25 protein-coding genes and 1 tRNA gene are annotated in these 26215 nt (G+C 48.3%); 8 read left to right on the forward strand and 18 right to left on the reverse strand.

The genetic code is table 11. The features are described 5' to 3' along the window. Nucleotides 1-21: 21 nt before the first annotated feature. From GN278_11085 to GN278_11105, 5 genes are all read left to right on the forward strand, one after another. Nucleotides 22-213, forward strand: a complete 192-nt coding sequence (locus GN278_11085) for a hypothetical protein (GenBank protein ID XAT61237.1) — start codon at nucleotides 22-24, stop codon at nucleotides 211-213. A gap of 2 nt (nucleotides 214-215) precedes the next feature. After that, nucleotides 216-602, forward strand: coding sequence for a hypothetical protein (locus GN278_11090; protein ID XAT61238.1), 387 nt, complete (start codon nucleotides 216-218; stop codon nucleotides 600-602). A gap of 1 nt (nucleotide 603) precedes the next feature. After that, nucleotides 604-1128: a hypothetical protein gene (locus GN278_11095; protein XAT61239.1), complete on the forward strand. Its 525-nt coding sequence runs from the start codon at nucleotides 604-606 to the stop codon at nucleotides 1126-1128. A gap of 40 nt (nucleotides 1129-1168) precedes the next feature. Further along, entirely contained in the window at nucleotides 1169-3694 is a 2526-nt protein-coding gene (locus GN278_11100) for a hypothetical protein (GenBank protein ID XAT61240.1), read from the forward strand. 127 nt (nucleotides 3695-3821) lie between these two features. Further along, complete coding sequence (locus GN278_11105; protein ID XAT61241.1) at nucleotides 3822-4106, forward strand: hypothetical protein; 285 nt, start codon at nucleotides 3822-3824, stop codon at nucleotides 4104-4106. A 37-nt stretch (nucleotides 4107-4143) separates the two neighbouring features. Here the strand turns inward: GN278_11105 and GN278_11110 are convergent, their stop codons facing one another. The 16 genes from GN278_11110 to GN278_11185 all read right to left on the reverse strand — a co-directional run bounded on the left by GN278_11110 (nucleotide 4144) and on the right by GN278_11185 (nucleotide 19471). After that, entirely contained in the window at nucleotides 4144-5439 is a 1296-nt protein-coding gene (locus GN278_11110; GenBank protein ID XAT61242.1) for an HlyD family type I secretion periplasmic adaptor subunit, read from the reverse strand. After that, nucleotides 5439-7181, reverse strand: a complete 1743-nt coding sequence (locus GN278_11115; GenBank protein XAT61243.1) for a type I secretion system permease/ATPase — start codon at nucleotides 7179-7181, stop codon at nucleotides 5439-5441. Before GN278_11115 ends, GN278_11110 begins: the two co-directional genes overlap by 1 nt. Next, nucleotides 7178-7399, reverse strand: a complete 222-nt coding sequence (locus tag GN278_11120) for a hypothetical protein (protein ID XAT61244.1) — start codon at nucleotides 7397-7399, stop codon at nucleotides 7178-7180. The genes GN278_11115 and GN278_11120 overlap by 4 nt, the downstream gene beginning before the upstream one ends. A gap of 738 nt (nucleotides 7400-8137) precedes the next feature. Then, complete coding sequence (locus GN278_11125) at nucleotides 8138-8290, reverse strand: hypothetical protein (protein ID XAT61245.1); 153 nt, start codon at nucleotides 8288-8290, stop codon at nucleotides 8138-8140. Between the two features lie 477 nt (nucleotides 8291-8767). After that, entirely contained in the window at nucleotides 8768-9145 is a 378-nt protein-coding gene (locus GN278_11130) for a hypothetical protein (protein ID XAT61246.1), read from the reverse strand. A 769-nt stretch (nucleotides 9146-9914) separates the two neighbouring features. Beyond that, nucleotides 9915-11198, reverse strand: a complete 1284-nt coding sequence (locus GN278_11135; GenBank protein ID XAT61247.1) for a tyrosine-type recombinase/integrase — start codon at nucleotides 11196-11198, stop codon at nucleotides 9915-9917. Nucleotides 11199-11477: 279 nt separating this feature from the next. Beyond that, nucleotides 11478-11554, reverse strand: a tRNA-Arg gene (locus GN278_11140). A 57-nt stretch (nucleotides 11555-11611) separates the two neighbouring features. Beyond that, complete coding sequence (sufS, locus tag GN278_11145) at nucleotides 11612-12835, reverse strand: SufS family cysteine desulfurase (GenBank protein ID XAT61248.1); 1224 nt, start codon at nucleotides 12833-12835, stop codon at nucleotides 11612-11614. Further along, nucleotides 12825-13340 carry a hypothetical protein gene (locus GN278_11150; GenBank protein ID XAT61249.1) on the reverse strand — a complete coding sequence of 172 codons (516 nt, stop codon included), beginning with the start codon at nucleotides 13338-13340 and terminating at the stop codon, nucleotides 12825-12827. Before GN278_11150 ends, sufS begins: the two co-directional genes overlap by 11 nt. A 71-nt stretch (nucleotides 13341-13411) precedes the next feature. Further along, on the reverse strand, nucleotides 13412-13897 hold the full coding sequence (locus GN278_11155; GenBank protein XAT61250.1) for a YIP1 family protein: 486 nt from the start codon (nucleotides 13895-13897) through the stop codon (nucleotides 13412-13414). Nucleotide 13898: 1 nt separating this feature from the next. Next, a complete protein-coding gene (locus tag GN278_11160; protein XAT61251.1) occupies nucleotides 13899-15185 on the reverse strand; it encodes a Fe-S cluster assembly protein SufD in 1287 nt (428 codons plus the stop codon). After that, complete coding sequence (gene sufC / locus GN278_11165; GenBank protein XAT61252.1) at nucleotides 15186-15941, reverse strand: Fe-S cluster assembly ATPase SufC; 756 nt, start codon at nucleotides 15939-15941, stop codon at nucleotides 15186-15188. Between the two features lie 49 nt (nucleotides 15942-15990). After that, the gene (locus GN278_11170) at nucleotides 15991-16302 is read right to left on the reverse strand and encodes a heavy metal-binding domain-containing protein (protein ID XAT61253.1); all 312 of its coding nucleotides are present in this window, start codon (nucleotides 16300-16302) and stop codon (nucleotides 15991-15993) included. A gap of 118 nt (nucleotides 16303-16420) precedes the next feature. Next, the gene (gene sufB, locus GN278_11175; GenBank protein ID XAT61254.1) at nucleotides 16421-17944 is read right to left on the reverse strand and encodes a Fe-S cluster assembly protein SufB; all 1524 of its coding nucleotides are present in this window, start codon (nucleotides 17942-17944) and stop codon (nucleotides 16421-16423) included. Further along, nucleotides 17928-19013, reverse strand: coding sequence for an aminotransferase class V-fold PLP-dependent enzyme (locus GN278_11180; GenBank protein XAT61255.1), 1086 nt, complete (start codon nucleotides 19011-19013; stop codon nucleotides 17928-17930). Before GN278_11180 ends, sufB begins: the two co-directional genes overlap by 17 nt. Further along, a complete protein-coding gene (locus GN278_11185) occupies nucleotides 19013-19471 on the reverse strand; it encodes an Rrf2 family transcriptional regulator (GenBank protein XAT61256.1) in 459 nt (152 codons plus the stop codon). Before GN278_11185 ends, GN278_11180 begins: the two co-directional genes overlap by 1 nt. A gap of 151 nt (nucleotides 19472-19622) precedes the next feature. Between GN278_11185 and GN278_11190 the strand changes: the two genes are divergently transcribed. Then, nucleotides 19623-20276 carry an alpha/beta hydrolase gene (locus GN278_11190; GenBank protein ID XAT61257.1) on the forward strand — a complete coding sequence of 218 codons (654 nt, stop codon included), beginning with the start codon at nucleotides 19623-19625 and terminating at the stop codon, nucleotides 20274-20276. Between the two features lie 30 nt (nucleotides 20277-20306). Here the strand turns inward: GN278_11190 and mfd are convergent, their stop codons facing one another. Then, a complete protein-coding gene (gene mfd / locus GN278_11195) occupies nucleotides 20307-23786 on the reverse strand; it encodes a transcription-repair coupling factor (protein ID XAT61258.1) in 3480 nt (1159 codons plus the stop codon). Between the two features lie 31 nt (nucleotides 23787-23817). Continuing rightward, nucleotides 23818-24258, reverse strand: a complete 441-nt coding sequence (locus GN278_11200; GenBank protein XAT61259.1) for a hypothetical protein — start codon at nucleotides 24256-24258, stop codon at nucleotides 23818-23820. A 210-nt stretch (nucleotides 24259-24468) separates the two neighbouring features. Between GN278_11200 and hemB the strand changes: the two genes are divergently transcribed. Continuing rightward, the gene (hemB, locus tag GN278_11205) at nucleotides 24469-25473 is read left to right on the forward strand and encodes a porphobilinogen synthase (protein ID XAT61260.1); all 1005 of its coding nucleotides are present in this window, start codon (nucleotides 24469-24471) and stop codon (nucleotides 25471-25473) included. 91 nt (nucleotides 25474-25564) lie between these two features. After that, the gene (locus GN278_11210) at nucleotides 25565-26143 is read left to right on the forward strand and encodes a twin-arginine translocation pathway signal (GenBank protein XAT61261.1); all 579 of its coding nucleotides are present in this window, start codon (nucleotides 25565-25567) and stop codon (nucleotides 26141-26143) included. Nucleotides 26144-26215 lie beyond the last annotated feature (72 nt).

The following is a 26215-nucleotide window of genomic DNA, read 5'->3' on the forward strand; positions in this document are numbered from 1 at the left end:
GGTATTTTAAGGGGTGCAAAAATGGAAAAGAATTTAGCAAACGAAACTGTCTCAGACGCACTATTCGATCTGTTTTCCGAATTTAGCTTTGGAGGCGGCGGCGGAAGCAGCTCGTCCAGCAGCGGAAGCTCTTCTTCAAGCAGTGGAAACGAAGGAAATGAAGGCAACGAGGGTGATGAAGGCGACGAAGGAAATTACGGGGTGAAGATATAGCTATGAAAAAAATGTTGAATCGATATTTGCAAGAGTATGACAAGAAGCCCCTTGTGGCTTCACTATTGGGATTATTAATTTCTATTTCACTTGGATTGATAGCGACTTGGGTTTTGGCAGCTTTTGCAAATTTTCTGGGAAGCTACATGGTTATTGCTATTTTTTTGATAGCACCATTCTTGCTTCTTATTCTTGGCCTTTGGATTGTAGTTGGTTTGCTTCTTGCTGAGCAAATGTGGGTCTTCTTTGGAATATACAAGATTTTAGGGATTACAAACAAGCCGATCAGAAAAAGCTTCAATAAGTGGACCGGGCGAAATCTTCAGAAATCTCAGATCGAAATAAAGTCTGGAAACGCAAACAAAGCCACTGAGTTTGCAGGAGGATGAGATGAAGAGCAAAATTGGTATATCGACGGCATTTGTCGTCGCTGTTGCAACAGCGCTGTCTGGATGTGCGAAAGATCCAACTGACGATCCACAGCACAAATACCGCCAAGACCCCAGACAAACATGGGCGCTTGATGTTGAGCGCGATGAATGTGCCGTATCAGAAATCGTACAAGAATATTATGAAACAGGGGCGTGGGGAAATCAGCGTTCTTATAGCTGGGACATATTAAGACAAGATCAGGATTCTCTAACTCGAGCGATACACCGGGCCGGACAGTGGAATATTCTTGACTACATAGTTAGTCATGAACGATTCGAATTCCACGCGAGTTGTCGCTCTGACTTTTCGCGATCAGAAGTCCATAATGGCGCAGAAAGCCCTAACAAAATAGATCTTCACTTTAGATCGGATCAAAACAAGACTCTATGCACTGTGACAGATAAGAATGCCCCAGGTTTGGTCCAATCCTGCATCAATGTAGAAACCGGTTCAAAGACTTTTGACGTCATTCGTAACAACTGAGTTACATCACCATCGCAACAACCATAAACGAGGAACAAAGATGATGTCCAAAACTACCGAATTAACCTCAACCCAATTTAATCCCTTTTGGGATTTAGCAACCTCTCTCAGCTTTGGTGGCGGTGGCGGTGGCGGTAGATCGTCAGGAGGTGGCGGAGGCAGCTCCAGTAGTAGTGGTGGTGGCTTTTGGTCGAATGCTTTCGGGGGCGGTGCGAATACTGGCAACGAGGGGAACGAAGGCAATGAGGGTGACGAGAATAATGAGGGAAATGAGGGCAACGAAGGGGACGAAGGGAATGAAGGCAATTTCTTTCGTGACATCGGTAGCGGTATAAGCAACATCGCCGGGAATGTCGGTGGAGCCATCGATCGTGCCGCTGGATTTATAGGAGATCACAATGGCAATGAAGGAAACGAAGGGAATGATTATACGCCTCCAAGCAATACCGACAGTCGGGGTGTTGTAGCTGGGAAAGCGAATGTTGTTGTTTCCGAATACAAATTGCCAGGTGGAACCACACACCTAACTGTTTCGTTTTATGACAGTAATGGCCGATTGGTTGATGAAATGAATGGGCTAGCAACCAGTGCAAATGGAGTCCCTAAAGCTATTGGAATGCCGTGGGATACCTCAGACACGATTGATTTCTATTCTTCCACTCAAAATTCTTACCCCAATGGTCAGCCCGTAGCCTTAGGTGTTGAGTATAACGGTAAATATTCAGCCCATAACAATGCTTGGAGCGGTTCAGACGCACAAATGCAACAGATGCGCGCGCAAGCGCTATCTGCTGGGGAGCAAATCAACGCAAAAAATCTCGATTATCAGTTGCTAGACCAAAACAGTAATTCCGTCGCGAATACTCTGATGAACAGCATGGGGCTTGACATGCCTCAAGCAAATCGCATTGCGCCAGGTGCAGGAAATGACTTAATTAATCCTGCAAGATCGAATGCTGTTTCGTCGGCTAATGATGGCAACGAAGGTAACGAAGGTAACGAAGGCGACGAGGGAGACGAAGGGAACGAAGGAGACGAAGGAGACGAAGGAAACGAAGGCAACGAGGGAGACGAAGGCAACGAGGGGAACGAAGGCAACGAGGGAGACGAAGGCAACGAGGGGAACGAAGGCAACGAGGGAGACGAAGGCAACGAGGGGAACGAAGGCAACGAGGGAGACGAAGGCAACGAGGGGAACGAAGGCAACGAGGGAGACGAGGGGAACGAAGGGAACGAGGGCAACGAGGGAGACGAGGGGAACGAAGGGAACGAGGGCAACGAAGGTAACGAGGGCAACGAAGGTAACGAGGGGAACGAAGGGAACGAAGGCAACGAAGGCAACGAAGGCAACGAGGGCAACGAAGGGAACGAGGGCGGAGGCCGCTCGGGTCGCGGCGGAAAGCCCGTTGTGGTTGACCTTGATGGTGACGGAGTTGAGATTGATGAACTTGGCAAAAGCACGGCAAAGTTTGACTTCGACAATGACGGCTACCGCGAAAAAACCGCTTGGATTGGCAAGGACGACGGCCTTTTGGTCTTCGATGTGGGCAATGATGGCAAGGTCACCGAGGCCAAGGAAATCGCCTTTGCCTACCTTACCGAAGACGAGGACGACACCGACCTAGAAGCCCTGCGCGAAGTCTTTGATACCAACGGCGATGACCTGCTGAATGCGCTGGATGATGACTGGGCGCAGTTCAAAATCTGGAAAGACAGCAACCAGAACGGTATTTCCGAAGACGGCGAATTGATGAGCCTTGAGGAACTTGGCATCACCGAAATAGGTCTAATCACCCGTGAAGGCAGCTCAGAAGTGCTTGCTGATGGTACGGTCAATCACGGCCTGATCGATGTGACCATGAAAGATGGCTCAGTCGTAGATGGCGGGGATATCGCTTTTGCCTTTGATCAAAATGGCGAGCGCGAGGGTGTCGATGAAAACGGCAATACGGTGATCGAATATGAAGCGGGCGCATCCACTGACACCACAGGTGTGGTGAGCTTTAGCTTCGGGGATCAAACCCAGCTTATCCACCATCTGCACATGATGGGCTTTATGGATAACGCCCTTTCGGTTATGGAGCTAGCCGAACAAGAGGGTGACAATGTTGTCTTTAAGCAAGACGGGGTAACATTGGTCGCAGTGGAAGACACAACCATCGCTGCCTTAGCCGACGCCATGGTCGCCGACATTCAAGTGCCTGAGCCTTTAGCAGCAAGCGAGGCCACCGAGAATAGTGATCCTTCTTCCGATACGGCCGAAGATGAGCTGCTGTTTGAAGATACATATGACACTGACGAAGCCATGGCCGATGAGGAAATGCTTGATGAAAACGCGGCGCTCGTCGATAACGATCCGCTGATCGCTTATGATGGTGATACGTTCGAGTTTGATGAAGACGCAGAAGGTGATGCGCCTGACGACCACACCGCAGCAGCCTTGACCGCGCAAGCGATTGCAGAAGCAGATCAGGAAACTGTTGTCGTCGCGGCTGCTACAGTGGTTCCATCAGCTTCTCTTGAAACAGAAGAACCAACCGAAATAATCAATGAGGATGGAGCGTAATCCTAACTATAGAAAACTACTGACGCACTGAATTATATGAGTGCGTCAGTATGAATTCAGCAGTTGGCTTGTGCATCCAAACTACCATGGACAGCCAATAAATTAATCTATGTTATTGGATTTATTCATGTTTTCACTTGGCTCCGAAGTTGCGCTAGATTGGCTAGCAGCCACTGTGATTTTCTGGATTTTTTTTGGCCTTTTAAAGATGGGTGTTGCAGTCTCTAAGATGACAATTGACAAGCAGGGCAAATTTCAGATGATCTCTCGAATAGTAATCCCGTTCCGCGTGAAGTATTCTAATCACCGCATTGATCAAGCTTTATATGAAAAACTTTTGACGCTACTTTCCTATCCAGTTGCTGCACTTGGCATATTCACGTTTATTGGCTTTTTGTTGTCTGCGATATAACGCTTTTTGAAAATAGAACTTTTCACCTGTTCGATTTTTACCCCTCTCTGAACGCTCGATAGAAGTAATCCGCAAGCGGCTTGGTCAAATAGCTGAGCGGTGACCTTTCAGCGGTGCGGATATAAGCATCGACCGGCATTCCAGGAACAAGAGATTGGTCCCCTAGTTTGGAAAGTTCTGTTTTTATTGGCGAGATTTCGACTTCGTAGTAGGCTTTCCCGGTAGCTTCATCGAGGAAACTATCGGCAGAAATCGTATTTAAAACACCAAATATTTCAGGCGTAAAGCGTTGATCCAAAGCGGTGAATCGTAAGGAAACTTCCTGACCAACAACTATCTGATCTACGTCCGGTGCGGGAACTTTGGCTGAAACCACGAGAGCTTGATCTTGGGGTACAATGAACATGATTGCTTTGGCTTTTTCGACCACTGATTGCAGAGCAAATACTTGTGAGCCAAAGACAATTCCTGCGACTGGAGCCGTGACTTCCATGCGCGACAATTTTCGCAGTGCAACACCCTGCTTTTCAAAAAGCTCTGAGCGAACAGTTTCAAGATCCCGTATCTCGGTTATAGCTTTTTCCCTAATGGTTGTTTTGAGTCGAATTTTGCCAAGCTCTAACGCAGCAATCGCACTCATATGCTGACCGCGTAGAGACACCAAACGTCCACGTTCCCCTTGCAAGCGCGCACGATTACGTTGTTGTTCGAGGAGCTTGGAGCGAATAACCAAACCCTGTCCCTCAAGTTTTTCGTTGGCAGATATCTCTTGATCCAGCAAATCAATCTGAATGTGTAGAGCATCTATTTGCGCATCGACACCGCTAACCTGCTCTAGAGTTTGAGTGATTTGCTCTTTTAGTTGCGCCAACTCATTTTCATACGAGGCTCGGTGAGCTAAAAATAAGCGGTACTGGCCAGATATTAATTCCTCAGAAGGAACATGCATCAAGCCATTAAGGTTAACTGTGAAGTCTGCTACTCCATCACGTTCCGCTCTGAGCCGTGCTATCCGGGCTGACTTTTCAACGATCTGTTGCTCAATAATCGCAAGTTCTGAACGTATGTCAGTGTCGTCAAGTCGTAGCAAAGTCTGGCCGGCTTCAACGCGATCACCATTGCGAGCGTAGATGAATCCGACAATTCCACCATCCGCATGCTGAACAACTTGCCGGTTGTTTTCTACTTTGATAAGCCCCGTGGCGATAACAGCCCCGGCAATCTTTGTTTGCGTTCCCCAGACACCAAGTAGACCAATCAGCATAATAAGTGCGACAAAACCAGTGAGGAAAGCAAACCGCCCCCTCCAGCGGTGGGAGTAGCCGCCACTCATCAAAAAGCTTCCTTTTGATTTTCAGCTTGATGAATTTGCGGTACATTTTTCACTAGCCGCTGTAAGACTTCATTGCGTGGACCATGGGCGCGGATCAGGCCCTGCTTTAAAACGACAAGAGTATCACATTGTGAGATTGCCATTGGGCGATGCGTCATGACAATCACGGCCTTATTCTCAGCTTTCATGTCTATGATAGCTTTATTCAATGCTTCAGAGCCTTCGGAGTCCAACGCCGAGTTCGGTTCATCAAGGATCAGCAACGATGGATTGCCATAGAAGGCCCGCGCTAGAGCAATCCGTTGCCGCTGACCTCCCGAAAGCATACCATCGCCACCATCAAGCAGCGTGTTATAGCCTTGCGGTAAAGAAGTAATAAGGTCATGTGCATGTGCTTTTTGCGCTGCTTCCTCCACGGCTGAATCATCGGGTTTGTCACTCATACGTGCAATGTTTTCCGCAATAGTGCCCTGAAAAAGAGTTATATTTTGGGGTAAGTAGCCAATGAGCTTACCAAGCGTAACCTGATCGTATTGTTCAATTGTAGCACCGCCAAAGCGGATTTCTCCAAGTGTAGTTGGCCATAGACCCGTAATGGCACGGGCCATAGTCGACTTGCCTGAACCTGAATTTCCAATTAACCCCAGTGCCTCACCGGGCGCAACCTCAAACGAAATTTGTTGTAGCGTAGCCACGTCTCCAGCTGGCGGTATGACTGTTACTCCAACTACAGATAAATGTGCTTTGGGGCGGGTAAGACCGTGCTTTTCTTTGGTTACTGGGACTTCTGTAAGCAAGGTTGAAAGGGATTGCCAACTGTCAATAGCTCGCTGAAATTGTGACCAGCCTGAAAGTGTTTGCTCAATAGGCTGCAACGCACGCCCTAATAAGATCGATCCAGCAATAATCGCCCCACCTGTCAAATCGCCTTTGAGTACGAGATAAGCTCCAAAAGCCAACATAGCCGACTGCAAAAATAGGCGGAAGGACTTTGACAGAGTCGAAAAAGCTCCACCAAGGTCGTTTGAGCGCATTGAGTGATCGAGGGCATTCCGCCGATAGGATACCCAGCGTTTCAGAACATCAGGCAACATACCCTGAGACAGGATGAGTTCAGACGATTTTTGCGATTGCGTGCTGAAGCTGTGGGCTTGCGTTGAAGTCTGCGCCGCTTCTTTGGTTTTACGCCGCGTGCTCCATTGATTTATAAGCGTAACAGTTAGGAGAATAGCCCCACCAGCTACCCCAAGCCAACCCAGACTGGGGTGGAAGATAAAAATTGCAGCAAAGAAGATCGGTGACCATGGGATATCGCATAGCGCAAGAATAACCGACGAAGAAAAGAATGATTGCAGACTCTCTATGTCACGCAGTTCATTGCCTAAAGGCTTTTGCGGGTCGGCATTAATGCTGCGTGAAATGACTGCACTAAAAACCCGCCCATCCATAGATTCTTGAAACCGTGCTCCAAATCTTGCCATCAACCTGCCGCGGGCAAAATCCAAAAGAGCCATCAATGCATAAAGCCCGCCGACCAGTAAAAAAAGCGCAACCAGCGTTTCTTCCGATCCAGAGCCAAGCACCCGGTCATAGATTTGCAGCATAAAAAGAGGGCCAGTTAGCATTAACAGATTCACAAAAATGCTAAACCCAAACACTGCCGCAAGAAAATGGAGGCTAGCATTGCGAGCTTCGCGTAACTCCCTGTTTCCTGCCTTGTTATCGTTTCGAAGTGCTTTCATTCTGGATCAACAACATTCTTCAGAGCCAATTCGATAAAACACGGTTTGTTTTTCAAGTGCAGATACTCAAAAAAGGCTAAACTGTTTGGCATAATCTCCTTCTTCCTTACGTCAATAATTTGCGGCAACCGCTCAGGGTGCGCAAGCACTGCCCAAGCAAAGAGCGCAGATTCAGTCTTGTTTTTTCCGTTAGATTGGTTGGTTGCATAGTCTGTCATTAAGGCACCATCCGCCCATTTTACCTTACGCCATATCCGACTGCATGGATAACCCAATTCCAGTGTAGTATGGACAGTCTATGAAAAACTGTTTCTTCCAGTTCTTCATTACGAACTCGAGCATGGATGTTCTCCAAGTAATGAATAAACAAATGTAAATCCGTCTTGCCAAAAGCTGTAACATCCTCTTTGTGATTCACCAAATAGCCATACCAAAACGGCATGATACTCGGCGGGTTACCAAGAGGTCCAGCGACCGGTTCTATCGATCTTCGAACTGCAGCTTTAGATCCACGATCAGAATGTGCCCAAATCCTTACTGAAGTGTTACCTACGTCATTGTCAACATAGTTGAAGGTCCTATCTTCAAAAAACGCCCTATCCCGTTTGTCCGCCGTATCTGCCAGTACGGACCCCATATAAACGATACATGAGAACGCTCTTGGGTCATTTGAGCATATGAATGCCAGATCGTTTGAAACTACTAAATCGTAAAAGAGGGTCTCTCCCAAATTCGATTGAGGTAATGCTAGTGAACCGTTTAATAATATTGCACGAGAAATCATCAAGAGCCTTATTCAAAACAACTATAAAAAATACACGCTTTGATTGTTTCTTAAGCTAAAAATTCAACAAAAGCAAATTTTTTTATGTTATTTCAATCTAGAATACATAAAATAATCCCCACACAAAACCTCTGAAAATTAAGCCAAAATTCTCAATACCAAAGCTGACCACTCAGCCAAAGTATTGCCATCCAGCCTGCTTAGCATGCAGCAAAACCCGTTCAATGCCGGGCTTTTCCATCATCGCCCTTTCCTCAACTTCTAAGATTTCATAGAGGTTTATAAGCTCATCACAAAAGCCCTGCCCTGCTATTATTTGTGTCACGACATTAAGGGCTTGTTGCAGCTTGCAAGGCTTCGCAGATTTCCCGCATCTACCGCACTTTGGTTGGCGCAGTTTGGGCTGCCTGACGTTAGGAGTCAAAACACCATCGTGTAGCCCCTCCCATCAAGTGCAATATGCTCGGGATTTTTTAAAGATATGATGCAAGCGCCAGTATTATTCTTCTCGGAGTTGATCATTTTTGGTGGAAGTTTCATAACAACAACCCCAATAAAAAGTTCAAGTGAATTAAAATTGAAATTGGATATCCGCAGCGCGGTGCGAATATACCCACGTAAGAAAAGCCTAGAAAGAACCTAACTCCTCAAATCATCGTAATGGATGCAGGGGCTGCAATGCGTCGATGTTTGATTTTATCTGTATCACATGGCGGCCCCCTTAAAACGCAGAACGCCGGGCGATCAACCCGGCGCAATTTTTGCAATCTTATGTACCAAAGGACGTAAAGAAATTTTTATGTCAAGAAATATCTGATAGGTTTTTGGGCGCGCGGGCGATCACCGCGGCCACCGCATCCGCGATCGCGTTCAGCCCGGCTTTAAAATCGCTTTTGCGCGCATTGCTCTGCCCAAAGCCGGCGCGGTTGATAATTTCGGTTTGTGTTGCGCCGTTTAAAACCACCGCGCGCCAGATCTCCAAGCCGCAACGCTTGACCGGGGCGCGGCCGCCGAAAACCAGCGGCTTGGCCTTGGCCGCCGCATCCATCCGGCGCAAGAAATGGGTTTGATCAACAAAACCCGATTGTCGGCCCTCACGCGGGCCAGCGCCGCCGCCGCCGGTCGCGGCAAACAGATCCGCCGGGCCGCGCGCACCGCCAGCCGCCACCGCTTCAGCCACCGCTTGATAGACCTCTATGGCGCCTCACCGCGCCGGTGATAGAGGATGCTCAACAGCCAAAGATCGGCGGCGCTTGAACGGTGTAGTTTAGCGGCCATTTCGGCCGATGCGGATTAACTCAAAGTGATGCGGTGCTTTTTGCATTTAATAATCCTTTTTCTATGCCTGGGGAGTTTGGGGATGTTGGGGAGGGGTGCCAGCTACTTATAAATAAAACACCTTTAAACACATAATTTCTTTTTATGCCTATATATACCCTCCCCATACTCCCCATAATATATAAGGGGTATAACCCCTTATATATAAACGATTTATCAAAATTTCACCCTCCCCCAAACCCCTAAAAAGTGTCCCCAAAGTGTCCCCAAAGCATCCCCAAAAATTCGTTTTTTTCTTTAAAATCAAAGCATGGCCGCACGCGGCCATTCCTTTTAATCTTTCTGGACTCCCCAAACTCCCCCGGTTCGGGGTCTTTATAGGGGCGCGGGGATAGCGTTGCCGGGGCATCAGGACGCCCCGCCCGGCGGGGTTTCGGTGAGATATCGGGTCGTAGCTTCATCCTCGCGCAGCTTGAATCCGGCAAAAACCATGTAGCCATGTGACTTGATTTTTGGAAAACCCTTTTCGACCACCGTATCGCGCAGCGCTGCATCCGAATAAATCCGCGCGCCATTATCGCGCGCCCAATTTTTAAAACAGCGGAAAAAATCAGCGGTGCGGTTGGGGTCATTTGTTTGAGAGGCTTTAGCGTTAAAAATTCACACCAAAACTAGAGCGCGATTTTCATTAATGCGCCATAGCGTCCCAAAAGACCTCCTCCTTGGCCGTAGTTTGGGCGGTGGTATTTATGGCCCAAAATATCCGCACGTATCCGATCATCAACCCCTGCGGCCAAAAGCTCATCCTCAACGTAATGGCGCAGTGAATATGCCGTATGAGACAGCGTTTCCTTGAGCCCGTTATTGAGTAGATATTTGTTGGTCACAGCGGACCACCCGCCAGCTTTACCTGCATATCTTTGGACCCCGCCACGCCCCATAATACGCTGCGCCGCTTCCAACGAAACCCCCAACAAAGGAATATCACGGCGCGTGTGTTTGACCTTTAGCTCACGGCCATGTGGCGCGATACGCAAAAACGGGATGTCTTCTTGAAGGTAAAAATCGGTAAGTGGTGCATCGGTTACTTCGCTCGGCCGTATCCCGGTATTGACCATCATCAGAAATATGTCCCGCGCCTCTGCATTAAGCTGGTCAAAGATGTGAGGAGCCAGCAAGCGCTCTGCCACCCATTGGCGGCTGAACGGCGGCCGGGTGGTTTCGCTTTCATTGGCCAAAGCCATTTTGGCAAACGGGTTTGGCAAATCATGCGAAGTAAGAGTGGTCCAAGTGTTCCAAATTTCTGCTAAATGCGTAAAATCTTTATTTGCTGAACCGGGCGCCATGCCATTGGCCACGCGATCAAACCACCAAGCGCGAAACTTCAAAGCATCAGCGCGGCTTATTTCATCAACGGGCCGTGCAGAACCGGGCCCCATGACCGTTAGGAAATTTTTCACTGCCCTTTGACGCGGCAACGCCCAGCGATGCCTTTGCCCGTCTGATTTCTTCAAATGCCTATGGCGTGTCAGATCGATATATTCTTTCAGAACCCCTGCAAGATCCGGTAAAACCACTCCAGAAAGACCCAAAACGGCATCCAGAACAACAGGCTTATCAATCGCATTCTCTAGGCTAATGAGCCGTTCAGCCAGATCATCAATGGGACCTGTGAGCAGCTCAGAGAATGGCTTATATGGAAATCCCCGCGATTGCGCCAGCTTTTGCGCCACCAGAAAATGTTGCCGAGCCGATCCCGGATCACTGCTGGCCAGTGCCTCCCACTCGGCAAGCTTTGCTGCCTCGATTATCGCTGATTTTTGTAATGCGACTGTTTTGCTATCAGTGTTGAGCGCCACACGCAGCTGCTGTACCGGCCGCCCAGACACGCCAAGCACCACGCGCCTAAATCGCTTTGGCACCCGCTTGACCCAGTAATAGCGGCCCCTGTCCAAATGAACCCCCACCCGCTCAAAACCAGCTTTGATAAAAAGGCCACCTTAAATGCGTGCGTAAACCCATAACATCTCTTCCATTCTACGGGACCAACGCCAAATCAACATGCGCCCGCAGTCACAAGAGAGGGACTAAATTGGTTAATAAATTGTGAAAATGTTGAGGGATTTGTTGAGGGATTTAGGCAGATATTTTAACACAGCCTCACCGCCAAAACCCATAAGACACTGATAGTTCACGGTTTAATCAGAAATAATTACAATATACGTGCTTGATAGTGGCGCACCCGAGAGGATTCGAACCTCTGGCCTCTGCCTTCGGAGGGCAGCGCTCTATCCAGCTGAGCTACGGGTGCCTTTGCGACGCGGTATAGCGGCTAGGCATTCTTGCCGCAACGATTAAATGCGGCGCTCTAACCTAAGAGGTCTTGGGCCAATTGCAAACCATCCACCAAAGCGTCTACCTCTTGTTTAGTATTATAGAAAGCAAATGAAGCGCGGCAGGATGCTGTAATTCCCAAATGATCCATAAGCGGCCCGGCACAATGCTGACCCGCTCTTACTGCTATGCCTTTTTTATCAAGAATTGTTGAAATATCATGCGCATGCGCTGCCCCCGCCATGGTAAACGAGAAAATTGCGCCTCGCTCATTGGCTGGTCCCTGCAGGTTAAGCCAATTCAACGCCTGTAAACGAGATAGTGCATATTTTACTATGCCATCTTCATGTGCTGCAATATTTTGCATACCTAGATTCATCATATAATCAAGCGCAACACCCAAGCCGATCGTTTGGACAATTCCAGGTGTTCCTGCCTCAAACATCATTGGTGGATCATTATAGATCACGTTGTCTTTGTGAACTTCGCGGATCATATCGCCGCCGCCCATAAACGGTCGCATTTCAAGCATCCGATCTTTGCGAATAAAGATCGCACCAGAGCCCGAAGGCCCACAAAGCTTATGGCCTGTGATCGCATAAAAGTCGCAGCCAATGTCTGATATATCTACCGGCATATGTGCCGCGGCCTGCGACCCATCCACCAATACGGGTACACCCCTGCTGGCGGCCGCGGAGCAGATGGATTTCACATCCACTTTGGACCCCAGCACATTCGACATATGGGTGACGGCAATGAGCCGGGTTTTCGGCCCAATAGCATCGATGACCGCTTGCGGATCAAGTGCGCCCCTGTCATCGATATCAACCCATGTTAACTTGATACCATAGCGTTCGCGCAAAAACTGCCAAGGGACGATATTGGCGTGATGCTCCATAACGCTTAAAATAATTTCATCGCCCGGCTGCATCACGTTCATTGCCCAGCCATAGGCAACTGTATTGATCCCCTCGGTTGTTCCCGAGTTTAAAACAATCTCATTTTCATCAAAAACGTTAAGAAATTTCGCGACAATGCCGCGTACTGCTTCATATTTATCCGTTGCCAGATTGCTGAGAAAATGCAGCCCGCGATGCACATTGGCATACTCGTTTGAATAGGCATTAGAGATGGCATCAATCACCACATTTGGCTTTTGGGAGGATGCGCCATTATCAAGATAAACCAATGGTTTATTATTAACCTGCCGGTGCAGAATGGGAAAATCAGCACGGATTTTTTCAACATCAAATACCACTACCCACACCCCCCAGATCGACAAATAATAAAATAATCAAAATCAGTCCAAACATCCCAATTGCACTGCCCAGTAAAGCAACGAGGGAGGATTTAAGCATGTTATCGAATTGATGCACTTCGTCAAAAAATGCAATAAAAATCCAAAGTGACCAGCCAATTGTTCCAAGGAGAACAAATATCGCAAATCCAAATGGTAAAATCAGTGTGAAAGTGAGAACCACCTGCATGCCCAATTTAACTACTTGGAACCATGCGACCAAACCCATCACGGCTTGGAAAGACCCTTGTCCAGAGAACTTTGGCCCGATCCAAGCAATGCCAAGAGAAATAGCAAGATTGGTTACCAGTGTAATTGCAGCAAATTGCCAAGGTGAAAGGAGAGATACAACCAGCCACTGTTGCTCTTGAAAAAGTGTTTCAAAGCCAAAAATCAAAACAGTGTTGGCGCAAACCGTTACCAAAAATAAAGAAAAAACCGCATCATAGGACAGATCAAGCGCCAAAAACTGCTTTGCGGCGGCTTTGGGTTCAACAAAGCTCTGTCGAAACAGCATTTGTATATTGACACTAGATGTCATTCTGGCTGATGTCCTGCAGCCCGAAGACCGGCAATGACAAACCAAATAAAACTTGCCAGCCAGATCACTTCAACAAAGGTTTTCATCGCCGAGGCCCCAATAAATCCACCAATTACCCCAACCACGAGCAGCAAAGGCGCCGTGGCCAGAAAAGCCCAAAATATTGCAGTTCTTGTTTGAGCGCCCGAGCGCTTTGATCCCATAAGATAGCCGATAAACTGAACCAGCCCAGCCAAAATGTAGAACATTAAAGGGGCCAGAAAAATCCAGGCATACAAGGCTCCACCTATCAACATATCAAGAGCTTGCCCTTCAATAAAAGACTGTCGTGCCAATCGGGGCCACTGTGCAATAAAGGCAATAACGCAGCCGCCGGCTAAGAACCCCAACGCCCTATCTTCGCGTGCTCCATTGGCCACAAATTGTGCGACGACGACCTGTGGGCGGTGGTAACTTCTAATAATATTCCCAATCAAAGACATCTTACGTGCGCCGCCTTGCTAGCCAGCCTTCAAGCCATTCGACAACGCACTCTCTGAGCTGTGCATCATCAATTTCATTCACCGCTTCCGCCAGAAAAGACAAAGTGAGCATATCGGTCGCCATTGCCTGCGGAACGCCGCGAGACCGAAGATAAAAGAGTGCATCTTCGTCCACCGCGCCTGATGTAGAGCCGTGTGAACACGCGACATCATCCGCATAAATTTCTAATTCAGGCTTGGCAAGAAACTGGCTATCTTCATCAAGCAGCAGGGATTGACTGATTTGATATCCATCCGTTTTTTGTGCATGCTGTTTGACTAAAATCTTTCCCTGAAAAACGCCGGTCGCTCCATTTCGGAGCACTTTCTTAAAGACCTGGCGACTTTCACATCCCACTGCATCATGGGTCACAAAGACAGTGTCATCATGAACAAAATCACCATCACCAACGCAGGCGCCTGCCACATGGGCAACACCATCATCTCCAAGCAATTCAATAACACATTCATTGCGGGTCAGAGCCCCGTTTGCAGTCAGTGTGAAAGACTTAAAGGTACTTTCCTGCTGTAACCTTGCAAAGTGATGCGTTGCTGCAAGCCGTTGATGATCGCGACCTTGAATCCGGATATGGCGAAAGCTACCTGCCGCACCGATATCTGTTTCCAATACTAAATTACTGCGCGCTCCAATGGAACCGCTTTCCAAGAGAGATAAAGAAGCCCCGCTATCAACTTTTACAATATGATGAAGCATCACATCACAAGTTTGATTTTGCCGCAAATAAATTAAATGCACGGGTTTTGATATGGCGCCCTTTGCATGCACTAAAACCCCGTCGTCGGCCAACGCAGTGTTCAAGGCCGCCAAAGGGCGCGCAACGGGTGACTGTCCTGCGGTTTCCAATTTCCCAAAAATATCTGACGCCCAATGCTCACCTAGAGCTTGGGTTTGCGATAACAACTCAATGCTGAGCTCTTGCCCCTCCAAATTATCCGACATTTCCGGGGAAAACACACCATCGACAAACACTATTTTAATCTGGTCAAAACCTGAAAAGATCGCTTGATCTTCGCTGCTCAACAGTGCCGCTGTCGGCGCCGCCGCCTCAGTCAGCCTATCTGGCCGTGTATACCTCCAGTATTCGTCACGCCGGTTTGGCAAGCCCATTGATTGAACGCGAGCCCTCGCGTTTACACGCTGCTGCTCTGACCAACCTTGATCAGTGGGATTTTCCGCACGGTCCAGCCAAAGATCAACCAACGCGTTACTAGGCTTGGCAAACCCCATCTAGGCGACCTCCGCAAGAATGTCTGAATACCCGTTGGCTTCAACTTCTAGGGCAAGTTCAGGACCGCCTGTTTTCACAATCTTGCCATCAGCCATAATGTGAACAACATCAGGCGCAATGTGATCTAACAGCCGTTGATAATGGGTAATCACCAAAAATCCGCGATTTTCATCCCGCAAAGCGTTAACACCACGGGCAACAAGTTTCATGGCATCAACATCAAGACCACTATCGGTTTCATCCAAGATGCACATTTTAGGTTCTAGAAGAGCCATTTGAAGAATTTCATTTCGCTTTTTCTCACCACCTGAAAAGCCAACATTGACCGGTCGCTTCAGCATATCTGCGTCAATTTTCAAACTCTTCGCCTTTTCCCGCACAACTCGCAGGAACTCTGCCGCGCTCATTTCCTCTTCTCCCCGCATCTTTCGCTGGGAATTTAGCGCCGTGCGTAGAAAGGTCATGTTTCCAACCCCAGGTATTTCAACCGGATACTGAAACGCTAAAAATAGCCCCGCAGCAGCCCGTTCCTCGGGTTCAAAGTCAAGTATTTCCTCGCCCCGAAGCATCACACTTCCATCTGTGACCTGATAACCAGATTTTCCGCTTAAAACGTATGAAAGTGTTGATTTTCCAGATCCGTTGGGCCCCATAATGGCATGCACTTTGCCGGCCTCAACCTTGAGATCAACGCCTTTCAGGATTTGTTTGTCTTCTTCTTCCAAAGAAACGTGTAAGTTTTTGATTTCTAGCATTCCAGTTTCCTTCAGGGGTCTTTGTGGCCTGTCTATGTTACGGTTAGGGTTAAATTACAACCGCTGTTCCGCTTACTGACACCATGAGCATCGACTGCCCGACCACTTCATAATCTAAATCAACGCCAACAACAGCGTTTCCACCTTTGCTTTTTGCGCTTTCTTCCAACTCTTGCATTGCGACTTCACGCGCCTCTGCCAATTTTGTTTCATAGGCGCCTGACCGTCCCCCGATCACATCGGTGATCGATGCAAAGATATCACGTACCACATTGGCGCCCATAATCGCCTCTCCGACCACAACACCGCGGTATTCTTTGATCGTTTTCCCTTCGATACTGTGAGTGGTGGTGATTATCATTTGCTGCATCCTTTTTCTTGTTTAGAGACTTTCACAGAGCCCATTTGGGTCATAAGTATGTGACTTCCAAAATCCCAATCTTTGAATGAATTGAGAAATGAAAACCTTGGTCTCTTTGCTAACCAACTGAACCTTCGAGCGATATTGCCACCAACTGCTGTGCCTCCATTGCAAACTCCATTGGAAGCGCCTGCAGCACTTCTTTACAAAACCCGTTCACAACCAACGCCACAGCCGCTTCTTCATCCATGCCGCGCTGGCGGCAATAAAACAGCTGATCATCATCTACTTTTGAAGTGGTTGCCTCATGCTCTGCACGCGAAGAGTTATTTCTGACTTCAATATACGGAACAGTGTGCGCCCCGCAATTACCACCAATGAGCAAACTGTCACATTGCGTGTAATTTCGGCTATTCTTTGCCTTTGGATGCATGGAAACCAAACCGCGATATGTATTTTGAGCAACCCCGGCAGAGATACCTTTGGATACAATGCGGGACTTGGTATTTTGCCCAAGATGCACCATTTTCGTGCCGGTATCTGCCTGCTGGTGATTATTGGCAATTGCAATCGAATAAAACTCACCCTGTGATTCATTGCCGCGCAAAATACATGACGGGTATTTCCAAGTGACAGCAGAGCCGGTTTCCACTTGCGTCCACATAACCTTTGCCCGATCACCGCGACAATCAGCACGCTTCGTTACAAAATTATAAATACCACCATTGCCGTCTTCATCCCCTGGGAACCAATTTTGCACTGTGGAATATTTAACTTCTGCATCTTCTTCGACAATGATTTCGACCACTGCAGCGTGAAGTTGCGCGGTATCACGCTTTGGCGCGGTGCAGCCTTCTAAATAACTGACATAAGAGCCTTTATCGGCAATGATTAAAGTGCGCTCAAACTGTCCCGTATTTTCTGCATTGATCCTAAAATAGGTACTCAATTCCATCGGGCAGCGGACGCCCGGTGGGATGTAGACAAACGATCCATCCGAAAAAACAGCACTGTTGAGGGTGGCAAAATAGTTATCTGACACTGGAACAACTGTGCCCAAATATTTTTTCACCAGTTCCGGATGCTCTTTAATCGCCTCGGAAATCGAACAAAATATAACCCCCGCCCTTTTCAGCTCGGCTTGAAAAGTGGTGCCGACGGAGACGCTATCAAACACAGCGTCTACAGCAACTTTGCGGCCTTCTGCTGGGGCATTTTCTGCGCCCTCTACCCCTGCCAAAATCATTTGTTCTTTCAAGGGAATGCCTAGTTTTTCATAGGTGGCAAGCAATTTTGGGTCGACCTCATCCAGAGATTTAGGCTTTTCAATCATGGATTTTGGGCGGGCATAATAATACAAATCCTGATAATCTATTTCAGGATAGCTGACCATCGCCCAGTTAGGCTCTTTCAACTGCTCCCACCGCTCAAGAGCCTGCAAGCGCCAGTCCGTCATCCACTCAGGTTCGTCATTATTTTTAGAGATCAATTTCACAATATCTGGATTTACGCCTTTCGGGGCATAGTCCATGTCAATCTCAGTATTCCAGCCATACTTGTAGGTTTGACCAACCTCATGAACTGCTTCCACAGTTTTTTGATCAACCCCTTCCTTGACCTCGATTTTATCCAAAGTTGCCATTCAAGGTCTCCTGTTCATTCTGTGCAGTCATAGCGCGAGCAGCCCATTTTTTATATTGTTTTGACCAACTTTCAACCAGCCAATCTATGTCCTTTTGTCGGGTTTCAGGCCCCAAACTTACCCGCAAGGCAGATCCCGTACTGCTTGCCCCAAATCCCATAGCCCGCAAAACGCGGCTTTCTTTTACTTTGCCGCTTGAACAAGCCGATCCGGCGGAAACGGCCAGCCCAGCCAAATCCATCTGCATCACTTGCGTTTCACCTTTCCAGCCTTGGGTCACCATGCAGCTTGTATTTGGTAATCTAGGTCGCGATTTCCCTATAAAAATAGTAGACGCAGATATTTGTTCAATACTATTTTCTAGAATGTTTCTAAGTTTTTCAACATGCGCCCAAACCCCCTGCTCAACATCGCGGATTGCGGCCTCTGCGGCCGCTCCAAAACCGGCGATGCCAACAAGGTTTTCAGTACCCGAGCGCCGCCCCATTTCTTGGCCGCCGCCCTTGATCTGAGCTGCGAGTTCAGTTCCACGCTTGATCACCAAAGCACCGATCCCTTTCGGGCCTCCTATTTTATGCGCTGAGATCAGTCCCATCTGAGCCCCGGTCCAATTGAAGGCAACGGGCAATTTGCCAAAGGCTTGGGTCATATCGCAGACCGCCACCCCTTTAGGCAAAGTTTGGAGTATGCCCGTTTCTGAGTTGGCCAATTGCACTGCACTTCTTTCAGGTTCGTGAACTGTGATTTGTCCTTGTTTATCGACACTTAAGTCAGTTTTGCACCATGCACGTACAGCTTCATGCTCGACATCAGCGCAGCTAAAAGCGCGACCATGCAACGCCAGACCAGCTGCTTCGGTCGCCCCAGATGTAAAAATAATATCTGCGCCTTGGGCACCCAAGGCTTGTGCGATTTGCTCACGCGCCCGCTCAAGAATTGCCTTTGCGGCCCGCCCCTCAGCATGAACTGACGATGGGTTACCCACGCAATCCATTGCCTGAACCATCGCTTGCCTTGCCTCTGACCTCAGCGGGGCGCTGGCATTATAATCAAGATACGCCCGATCCATCACTCATCGACAACAGCAAAAATATTCGGAACTGCCGGACAAGGCACAAGATCGTTTTCGATCACATCCGACAAGCGTGTTTGATGCAAGAAAACATAAACATGGGCGCTCAGACCTTCCCAAAGGCGGTTGGTTAATGATTGAGACTTACTACCAGATAGGCCGCCAGATGCACCCGCACCCTTATACAATGCATCCACTGTTTCATCGACAGCTGACAGCACATCAATCACTCGAATCTCGTGCATTGATTTTGCCAGTCGGTAACCTCCGCTTGGCCCTCGAACAGAATCCACTAATCCCTTGCGACGCAGTTTTACAAACAATTGCTCAAGATACGCCAAGGAAATATCTTGCCTTTTTGATATATCACCAAGCGTCACCAATTCCTGACCACTCTGCAGAGCGATATCAGTCAAGGCGACCATCGCATAGCGCCCCTTTGTACTTAGTTTCATTTAGCTTTCCCGCAAATTGATTGACCTAACGGCCAGCAACGCTTATCTGCATGTCAACCGAACAATCCTGTCCGTGTTTAGAATTGTTCTAAATTAGCCAACCGGTTTTGTCAAGAATAAGCAAACGGCTTTTGAGGAGATATCAGAAACCATGCCCGAGGTAATTTTTCCTGGCCCCGAGGGCCGTCTAGAAGGTCGTTATCACCCACAAAAAGACCGCGATGCCCCCATCGCGATTGTTCTGCATCCGCACCCTCAATTTGGCGGAACAATGAACAATAAGGTGGTCTACAACCTGCACTATGCCTTTTATAACATGGGCTTTACCGTTTTACGTTTTAATTTCCGAGGCGTGGGTCGCAGTCAAGGCGAATATGATCAGGGTGTTGGTGAACTCAGCGATGCGGCTTCAGCACTAGATTATCTTCAGTCCATGAACAATAATTCAAAACATTGTTGGGTGGCGGGATTTAGCTTTGGAGCCTGGATCGGCATGCAATTGTTGATGCGCAGGCCTGAGATCACAGGTTTTATTTCCGCCTCACCACCTGCAAATATGTATGACTTTTCCTTTCTCGCGCCCTGCCCTTCATCAGGCTTGGTTATCAACGGTACAGAAGACCGCATTGCGCCGCCGGCTGACACCGTCGGTCTGGTTGATAAGCTGCATGAGCAAAAAGGGATTACGATTACTCATACCGAGCTTGAAGGCTCGGGGCATTTTTTTGAAGAGCCACATATGGACACGATGATTGATCATGTCACAGGCTATGTCAAAAGGCGTCTGACAGAAAACACGCGCTAACCTTGAGGGAATAAGTTAAATTCTGCCCCCTTAAGCGGGGGGCGGGGCAGAAGATTTGGCTCTTTTGGACTCATTTTCCAAAATGACTTTTTCGGCGAGATCTTTTGCGACAGCAAACGCACCTTTGATCTTATCCGCATCTTTTTTCCAATCGCGCCGGATGACCAGTTTGTTTTCCTTGATTCTGGCCAGCCCCCGCTGGTCTTCCAGAAACTCGACCAGCCCTTTTGGCGAGGCAAACTTATCGTTGTGAAATTGGATGATCGCACCTTTTGGCCCGCCATCCAACTTTGCAATGCCCGCTCGTTTGCACATGGATTTTATGCGAACCACCAGCATTAAAGTATTAACCTCTCGGGGCAGCTTTCCAAATCGGTCAATTAGTTCTGCGGCAAAGCCTTCCAATTCAACCTTTTTGCTGAGGCTCGATAACCGCCGATACAGACCAAGTCTTTCATCCAGATCAGGCACATAGCTTTCTGGAATTAACACAGAGACCCCAAGGTTGATTTGTGGTGCCCATTGGTCATCCGCTTGCGATAGGCCCTCTAATTCTCCAGCTTTAATTTTTGCTATCGCCTCTTCAAGCATCGATTGATAAAGTTCGTAGCCGACCTCGCGCATTTGCCCAGACTGCTCTTCACCCAGCAAATTACCAGCCCCTCGAATATCCAGGTCCTGCGAAGCAATCGAAAATCCGGCGCCCAGCGTGTCAAGTGATCCAAGCACTCTCAGACGCTTCTGCGCCGTTGGTGTTAATTTGGCCTTGGGCTTAACGGTGACATAGGCATAAGCACGGGTTTTCGAGCGCCCGACCCGGCCCCTAATTTGATAGAGCTGCGCCAACCCAAACATATCTGCTCGATGCACCACCATGGTGTTTGCGGTTGGAATATCCAGACCTGATTCGACGATGCTGGTGGCCAAAAGCACATCATATTTGCCATCGTAAAAAGCGTTCATGCGCTCATCAAGCTGACCTGCAGCCATCTGACCATGGGCCACAACATAGCTAAGCTCGGGAAGTTGGTCCTTTAAAAATTCTTCAATTTCAGGCAGATCACTTAACCTTGGAACGACATAAAAGGATTGCCCGCCCCGATAATGCTCTCTGAGCAATGCTTCGCGAATGGTCACGGCATCGAATTCGCTGACATAGGTGCGAATGGACAAGCGATCTACTGGCGGAGTGCCGATAATTGACAAATCCCGCACCCCAGACAGAGATAGCTGCAACGTGCGCGGGATCGGGGTCGCGGTTAAAGTCAGCACATGAATATCCGAACGCATTTGTTTCAGCCGCTCTTTGTGCTGCACACCGAAATGTTGCTCTTCATCTATAATCAAGAGCCCCAAATTCTTGAAACGAATATTTTTTGCCAGCAATGCGTGCGTGCCGATCACAACATCCACTGTTCCGGCTGCAAGGTTATCACGGGTTTCCTGAGCTTCTTTTGCCCCTATAAATCGGGACAGTTGCCGAACCTCGAGCGGAAAGCCCCGAAAGCGGTCTTTGAAGCTTTGCGCATGTTGCCGCGTCAACAAAGTTGTGGGAGAAATTACCGCAACCTGTACGCCAGACATCGCGGCAACAAAAGCAGCCCGCATTGCAACTTCAGTTTTTCCAAAACCGACATCGCCACAAATCAACCGGTCCATAGGTAATCCAGAGGTCAAATCAGACACGACCTCGGTGATTGCGCCCAACTGGTCATCGGTTTCTTGGTACGGAAAACGTGCACAAAAGGCATCCCACATGCCCATGGGCGGCTCTAAAATTGGTGCTTTTCGTAATGCACGCTCGGCAGCAACGTTGATCAGTCGCTCGGCCATATCGCGAATTCTTTGCTTTAAGCGCGCTTTTTTTGCTTGCCATGCCCCACCGCCAAGGCGGTCCAAAAGTCCATTTTCATGGCCAAATTTACTCAGCAATTCAATATTTTCAACGGGCAAATAAAGCCGCGCATTTTCTGCATATTCTAGCAAAAGACACTCATGCGCAGCACCAGCAGCTGTGACCACCTCTAATCCGCGATAACGGCCCACTCCATGATCAATATGAACAACCAAATCCCCGACCGATAAACTTTGGGTTTCGGTTAAGAAATTTTCCGCCTTCTTTTGCTTTTTGGCCCGATGGATCAACCGATCTCCAAGCACGTCCTGCTCGGAAACCACGGTTAAATTGTTGGTTTCAAATCCGTGCTCCAGCGCCCAAACAGCCAAATACAGCCCCCGCTCACCCAAGCTTTTGCCGTTGGTGACAGGTAGGGCGCCTTGCAGATTTTGATCTTCGAGCAACCCACCAATACGCTCTCGAGCGCCCTCAGAATAGCTTGCAATTACCACAGGCCCTTGCGCCATTTTGGCTTTAATATGGTCTGCTAAGGCGCTAAAAAGGTTTATATTTTTACTTTGTCTTTCTGGCGAAAAGTTGCGTCCTATGCGGCCGCCTGCGGCCACCACGCCCAAACCAGTACTTTGCGGCAGGGGGTTGAACTGTAAAATACGGCGGCTTTGAAGGGCTGCGTCCCACCCATCTTCATTCAGATACAAAAGCTCTGGAGTAATTGGTTTATAAACCGTATCCAATCGGCTTTTCTGCGCTAAGGCGTGCTGTCTATTTTCATATTGATCGACGACTATGTCCCACCGCGCCGATTGAGCCGACATGAGTTGATCATCGAAACAGATTGTTGCCTTGGGCACATAATCAAACAGGGTTTCAAGGTGTTCGTGGAAAAACGGCAGCCAGTGCTCAACCCCTTGATATTTTCGGCCCGCGCTGACGGCTTCATATAATGGATCATCAGACCGGCCTGCTCCGAATTCAATTCGATAATTTTGCCGGAAGCGAGTGATTGCGGCCTCATCCAGAATGACTTCAGACACCGGCGCAAGTTCGATCTGCTTCAATTGCTCTGTTGTGCGCTGCGTAACGGGGTCAAACCGCCTTGCCCCATCCAACTCATTGCCAAAAAAATCAAGCCGTATTGGCCCCAAGTCACCCGGCGCAAAAATATCAATAATACCTCCACGCACTGCATATTCGCCCGGCTCCATCACTTTGGATGTTTGTACATAGCCCATCACCGTTAAAAACTGGCGTAAATTTGCGTCGCTAATTTGATGACCTACAGTTGCGACAAAGCTGGACGCTTTCAGCACAACGCGGGCCGGCACCCTTTGCATGGCAGCATTAGCCGTTGTCAGTAGCACATATTGTTCCGGCATTCCATGCACCAAGCCTGCAAGGGTTGCCATGCGGGTCGCTGAAATATCTGCATTGGGAGATACACGGTCATAGGGCATACAGTCCCAGCTTGGGAATTGAACCACCGGAACATCAGGCGAAAAAAACCTCAAAGCGTCGACCAAGGCCGTCAAACGTTTATCGTCTCGTGCAATATGAACAACAGGCAAAGAACTTTGCTGCATTTCTTGCAAAATAAGCTGCGCATCATACCCTTCGGGGGCGCCGCCCACTGTAATTATTTTGTGTTTACTCATTCCGTCCTTGTCTGCGCTTCCTGCCCGATATTCAAAGGCCAAGTACAAGATTGTTTATATTATAGGCAAGCCCCCAGAAAGCCGTCAAAAATATGCTCAACCCCGCAATTAAAATAGTCCAAAATCGATACCACCAAAGGGTTCTATAGACCACATCAAAGACTGGAACAGCATCGCAGATACTGCGTGCCAACCGCAAACGCAAGTATGCCACGAATGTTACTGGAGCCATTAAAAAGAACAGGGCCTGAAGCGGCTCACTGTGATAAAAGAACCCCGTAAACCCGCAAAATCCAAATAAAAACCCACCCATAATTATTAAAAATAGTGACATATTCGGCGTATAGGCTGCGACAGTACGTCGGGCATGCAGTTGCAGGGAGATCAACAATTCACTTTGTTGCTCTTTGGATTGGGATTTAGCTTGTTGCAGCGTATGAAAGGGCACACTGAGAATGATCTGAGCGCTCATACCCCAAACGAGTATAACCAAGACCCAATACCAAAAACTGAAAAAAGATGTAAATTCTAGAACCTCAAATATTAACACATTCTCACTCGCATAAATGCTTCCTCACATCGATTTAAACTGAAATACTCAATACGCAAGCTGCCCGCAGAACTCAAAGACTTGTTCAGAGCATATATCCGTGGCATTTAGAGCTGCGTTATGGAGAAACCAATGCCATCAGATAACATCGCCCCTTTTCCAAAAACCCGCCTTCGGCGCATTAGGCAATCACCTGCAACACGCGCCTTAACGCGTGAACATAGTGTATCTGTGAGTGATTTGATTTGGCCAATCTTCATCTGTGACGGTGATAACGTTGAACAGCCCGTGGCATCGATGCCGGGGGTCGTGCGCCGCAGCGTCGACAAAGTCGTTGACGCGGCCAAAGAGGCTGCGGGTCTTGGCATTCCGGCAATTTGTTTGTTCCCCTATACCAACCCAAAATTAAAAACACCTGATTGCTCCGAAGCTTGGAACCCAGAAAACCTTTCAAACCGAGCCACCCGAGCGATTAAATCGGCGGGCCTAGACATTGCCGTGATGACAGATGTGGCTTTGGATCCCTATAATGCCAATGGCCATGATGGCTTGGTGGTGAATGGTGAGGTTGTCAATGACCTCACAGTGGAAGCGTTGGTCAAGCAAGCCCTATCGCAAGCAGAGGCTGGGGCAGACATTATTGGACCCTCAGATATGATGGATGGCCGGATCGGAGCAATCCGCTCGGCTTTGGAAGAGCATGATTTTCCGAATGTGCTTTTGCTGTCCTATGCAGCCAAATACGCAAGTGGCTTTTATGGCCCGTTTCGGGAGGCTGTTGGCGCCAGTGGAACCCTAAAAGGGGATAAGTCCACCTATCAAATGGACCCGGCAAACGGCCAAGAAGCGTTGCGTTTGGTTGCCAGAGACCTATCTGAAGGGGCCGATATGGTGATGGTAAAGCCCGGCATGCCCTATTTGGACATTTGCCACCGTGTAAAAGCGCAATTTGGCGTGCCCACTTTTGCCTATCAGGTTTCGGGTGAATACGCGATGTTACAAGCTGCTATTCAAAATGGCTGGCTCGACGGGGACAAAGTCGTTATGGAAAGCCTTTTGGCCTTCAAACGGGCTGGATGCGATGGAATATTAACGTATTTTGCTTTGGAAATAGCGCGCAAACTTGCCAAAACCTAACCAAATAACTCAAGGATAGTGACAGCAGGGTAATCCTCGCCTATAAATTACTCATAAATTGGGAAAACCCAGTCACACGAGCAGGTACAAAATGTTTAAACTTTTTTCGCGCCGGGCATTTGCGGCGTTATGCGTTGGTTCATACTTTGGCTTAGCTGCCTGTACTGGTGACAATTTTAGCACCGACATAATCAACGAAAATGCCATGAAAATAGATGCCCGCGTTGATGCAACGCTGGCTCAATTGTACTCGGATCATCCAAACATTAAAAACCTTGCGAATAAGTCATCCGGAATATTGGTTATGCCGCTTGTCACAGAGGCAGGCTTTGGTTTTGGCGGCTCTTATGGCCGCGGCGCGCTGCGCATTGGCAATGTAAGCGTTGATTATTATTCCACTGCATCAGCAGGATTTGGGTGGCAAGTCGGCGCCCAACAATATGCCCATGTGTTGTTCTTTATAACAGAGGATGCACTTCAGAGCTTCCGCTTTTCCCAAGGCTGGGCCGTCACAGGGGATATAGAATATGCATTCAGAGATCGCGGTGAAAACGTCAGAGCGGAAACCACGACTGCTTTATCGCCAGTTATTGCCGTAATATTTGGACAATCAGGGTTAAAAATTGGTGCAACACTTGAGGGCACCAAATACACCCGCATTATACCCTAGATTGCTCATGGTAAATTAACAGCATAAATAGCAGGTTTATCCTACCTCTACCATTGCGCCCAAGATACATGG

Source organism: Rhodobacteraceae bacterium Araon29 (assembly GCA_039640505.1).
Taxonomy (GTDB): Bacteria; Pseudomonadota; Alphaproteobacteria; order Rhodobacterales; family Rhodobacteraceae; genus CABZJG01.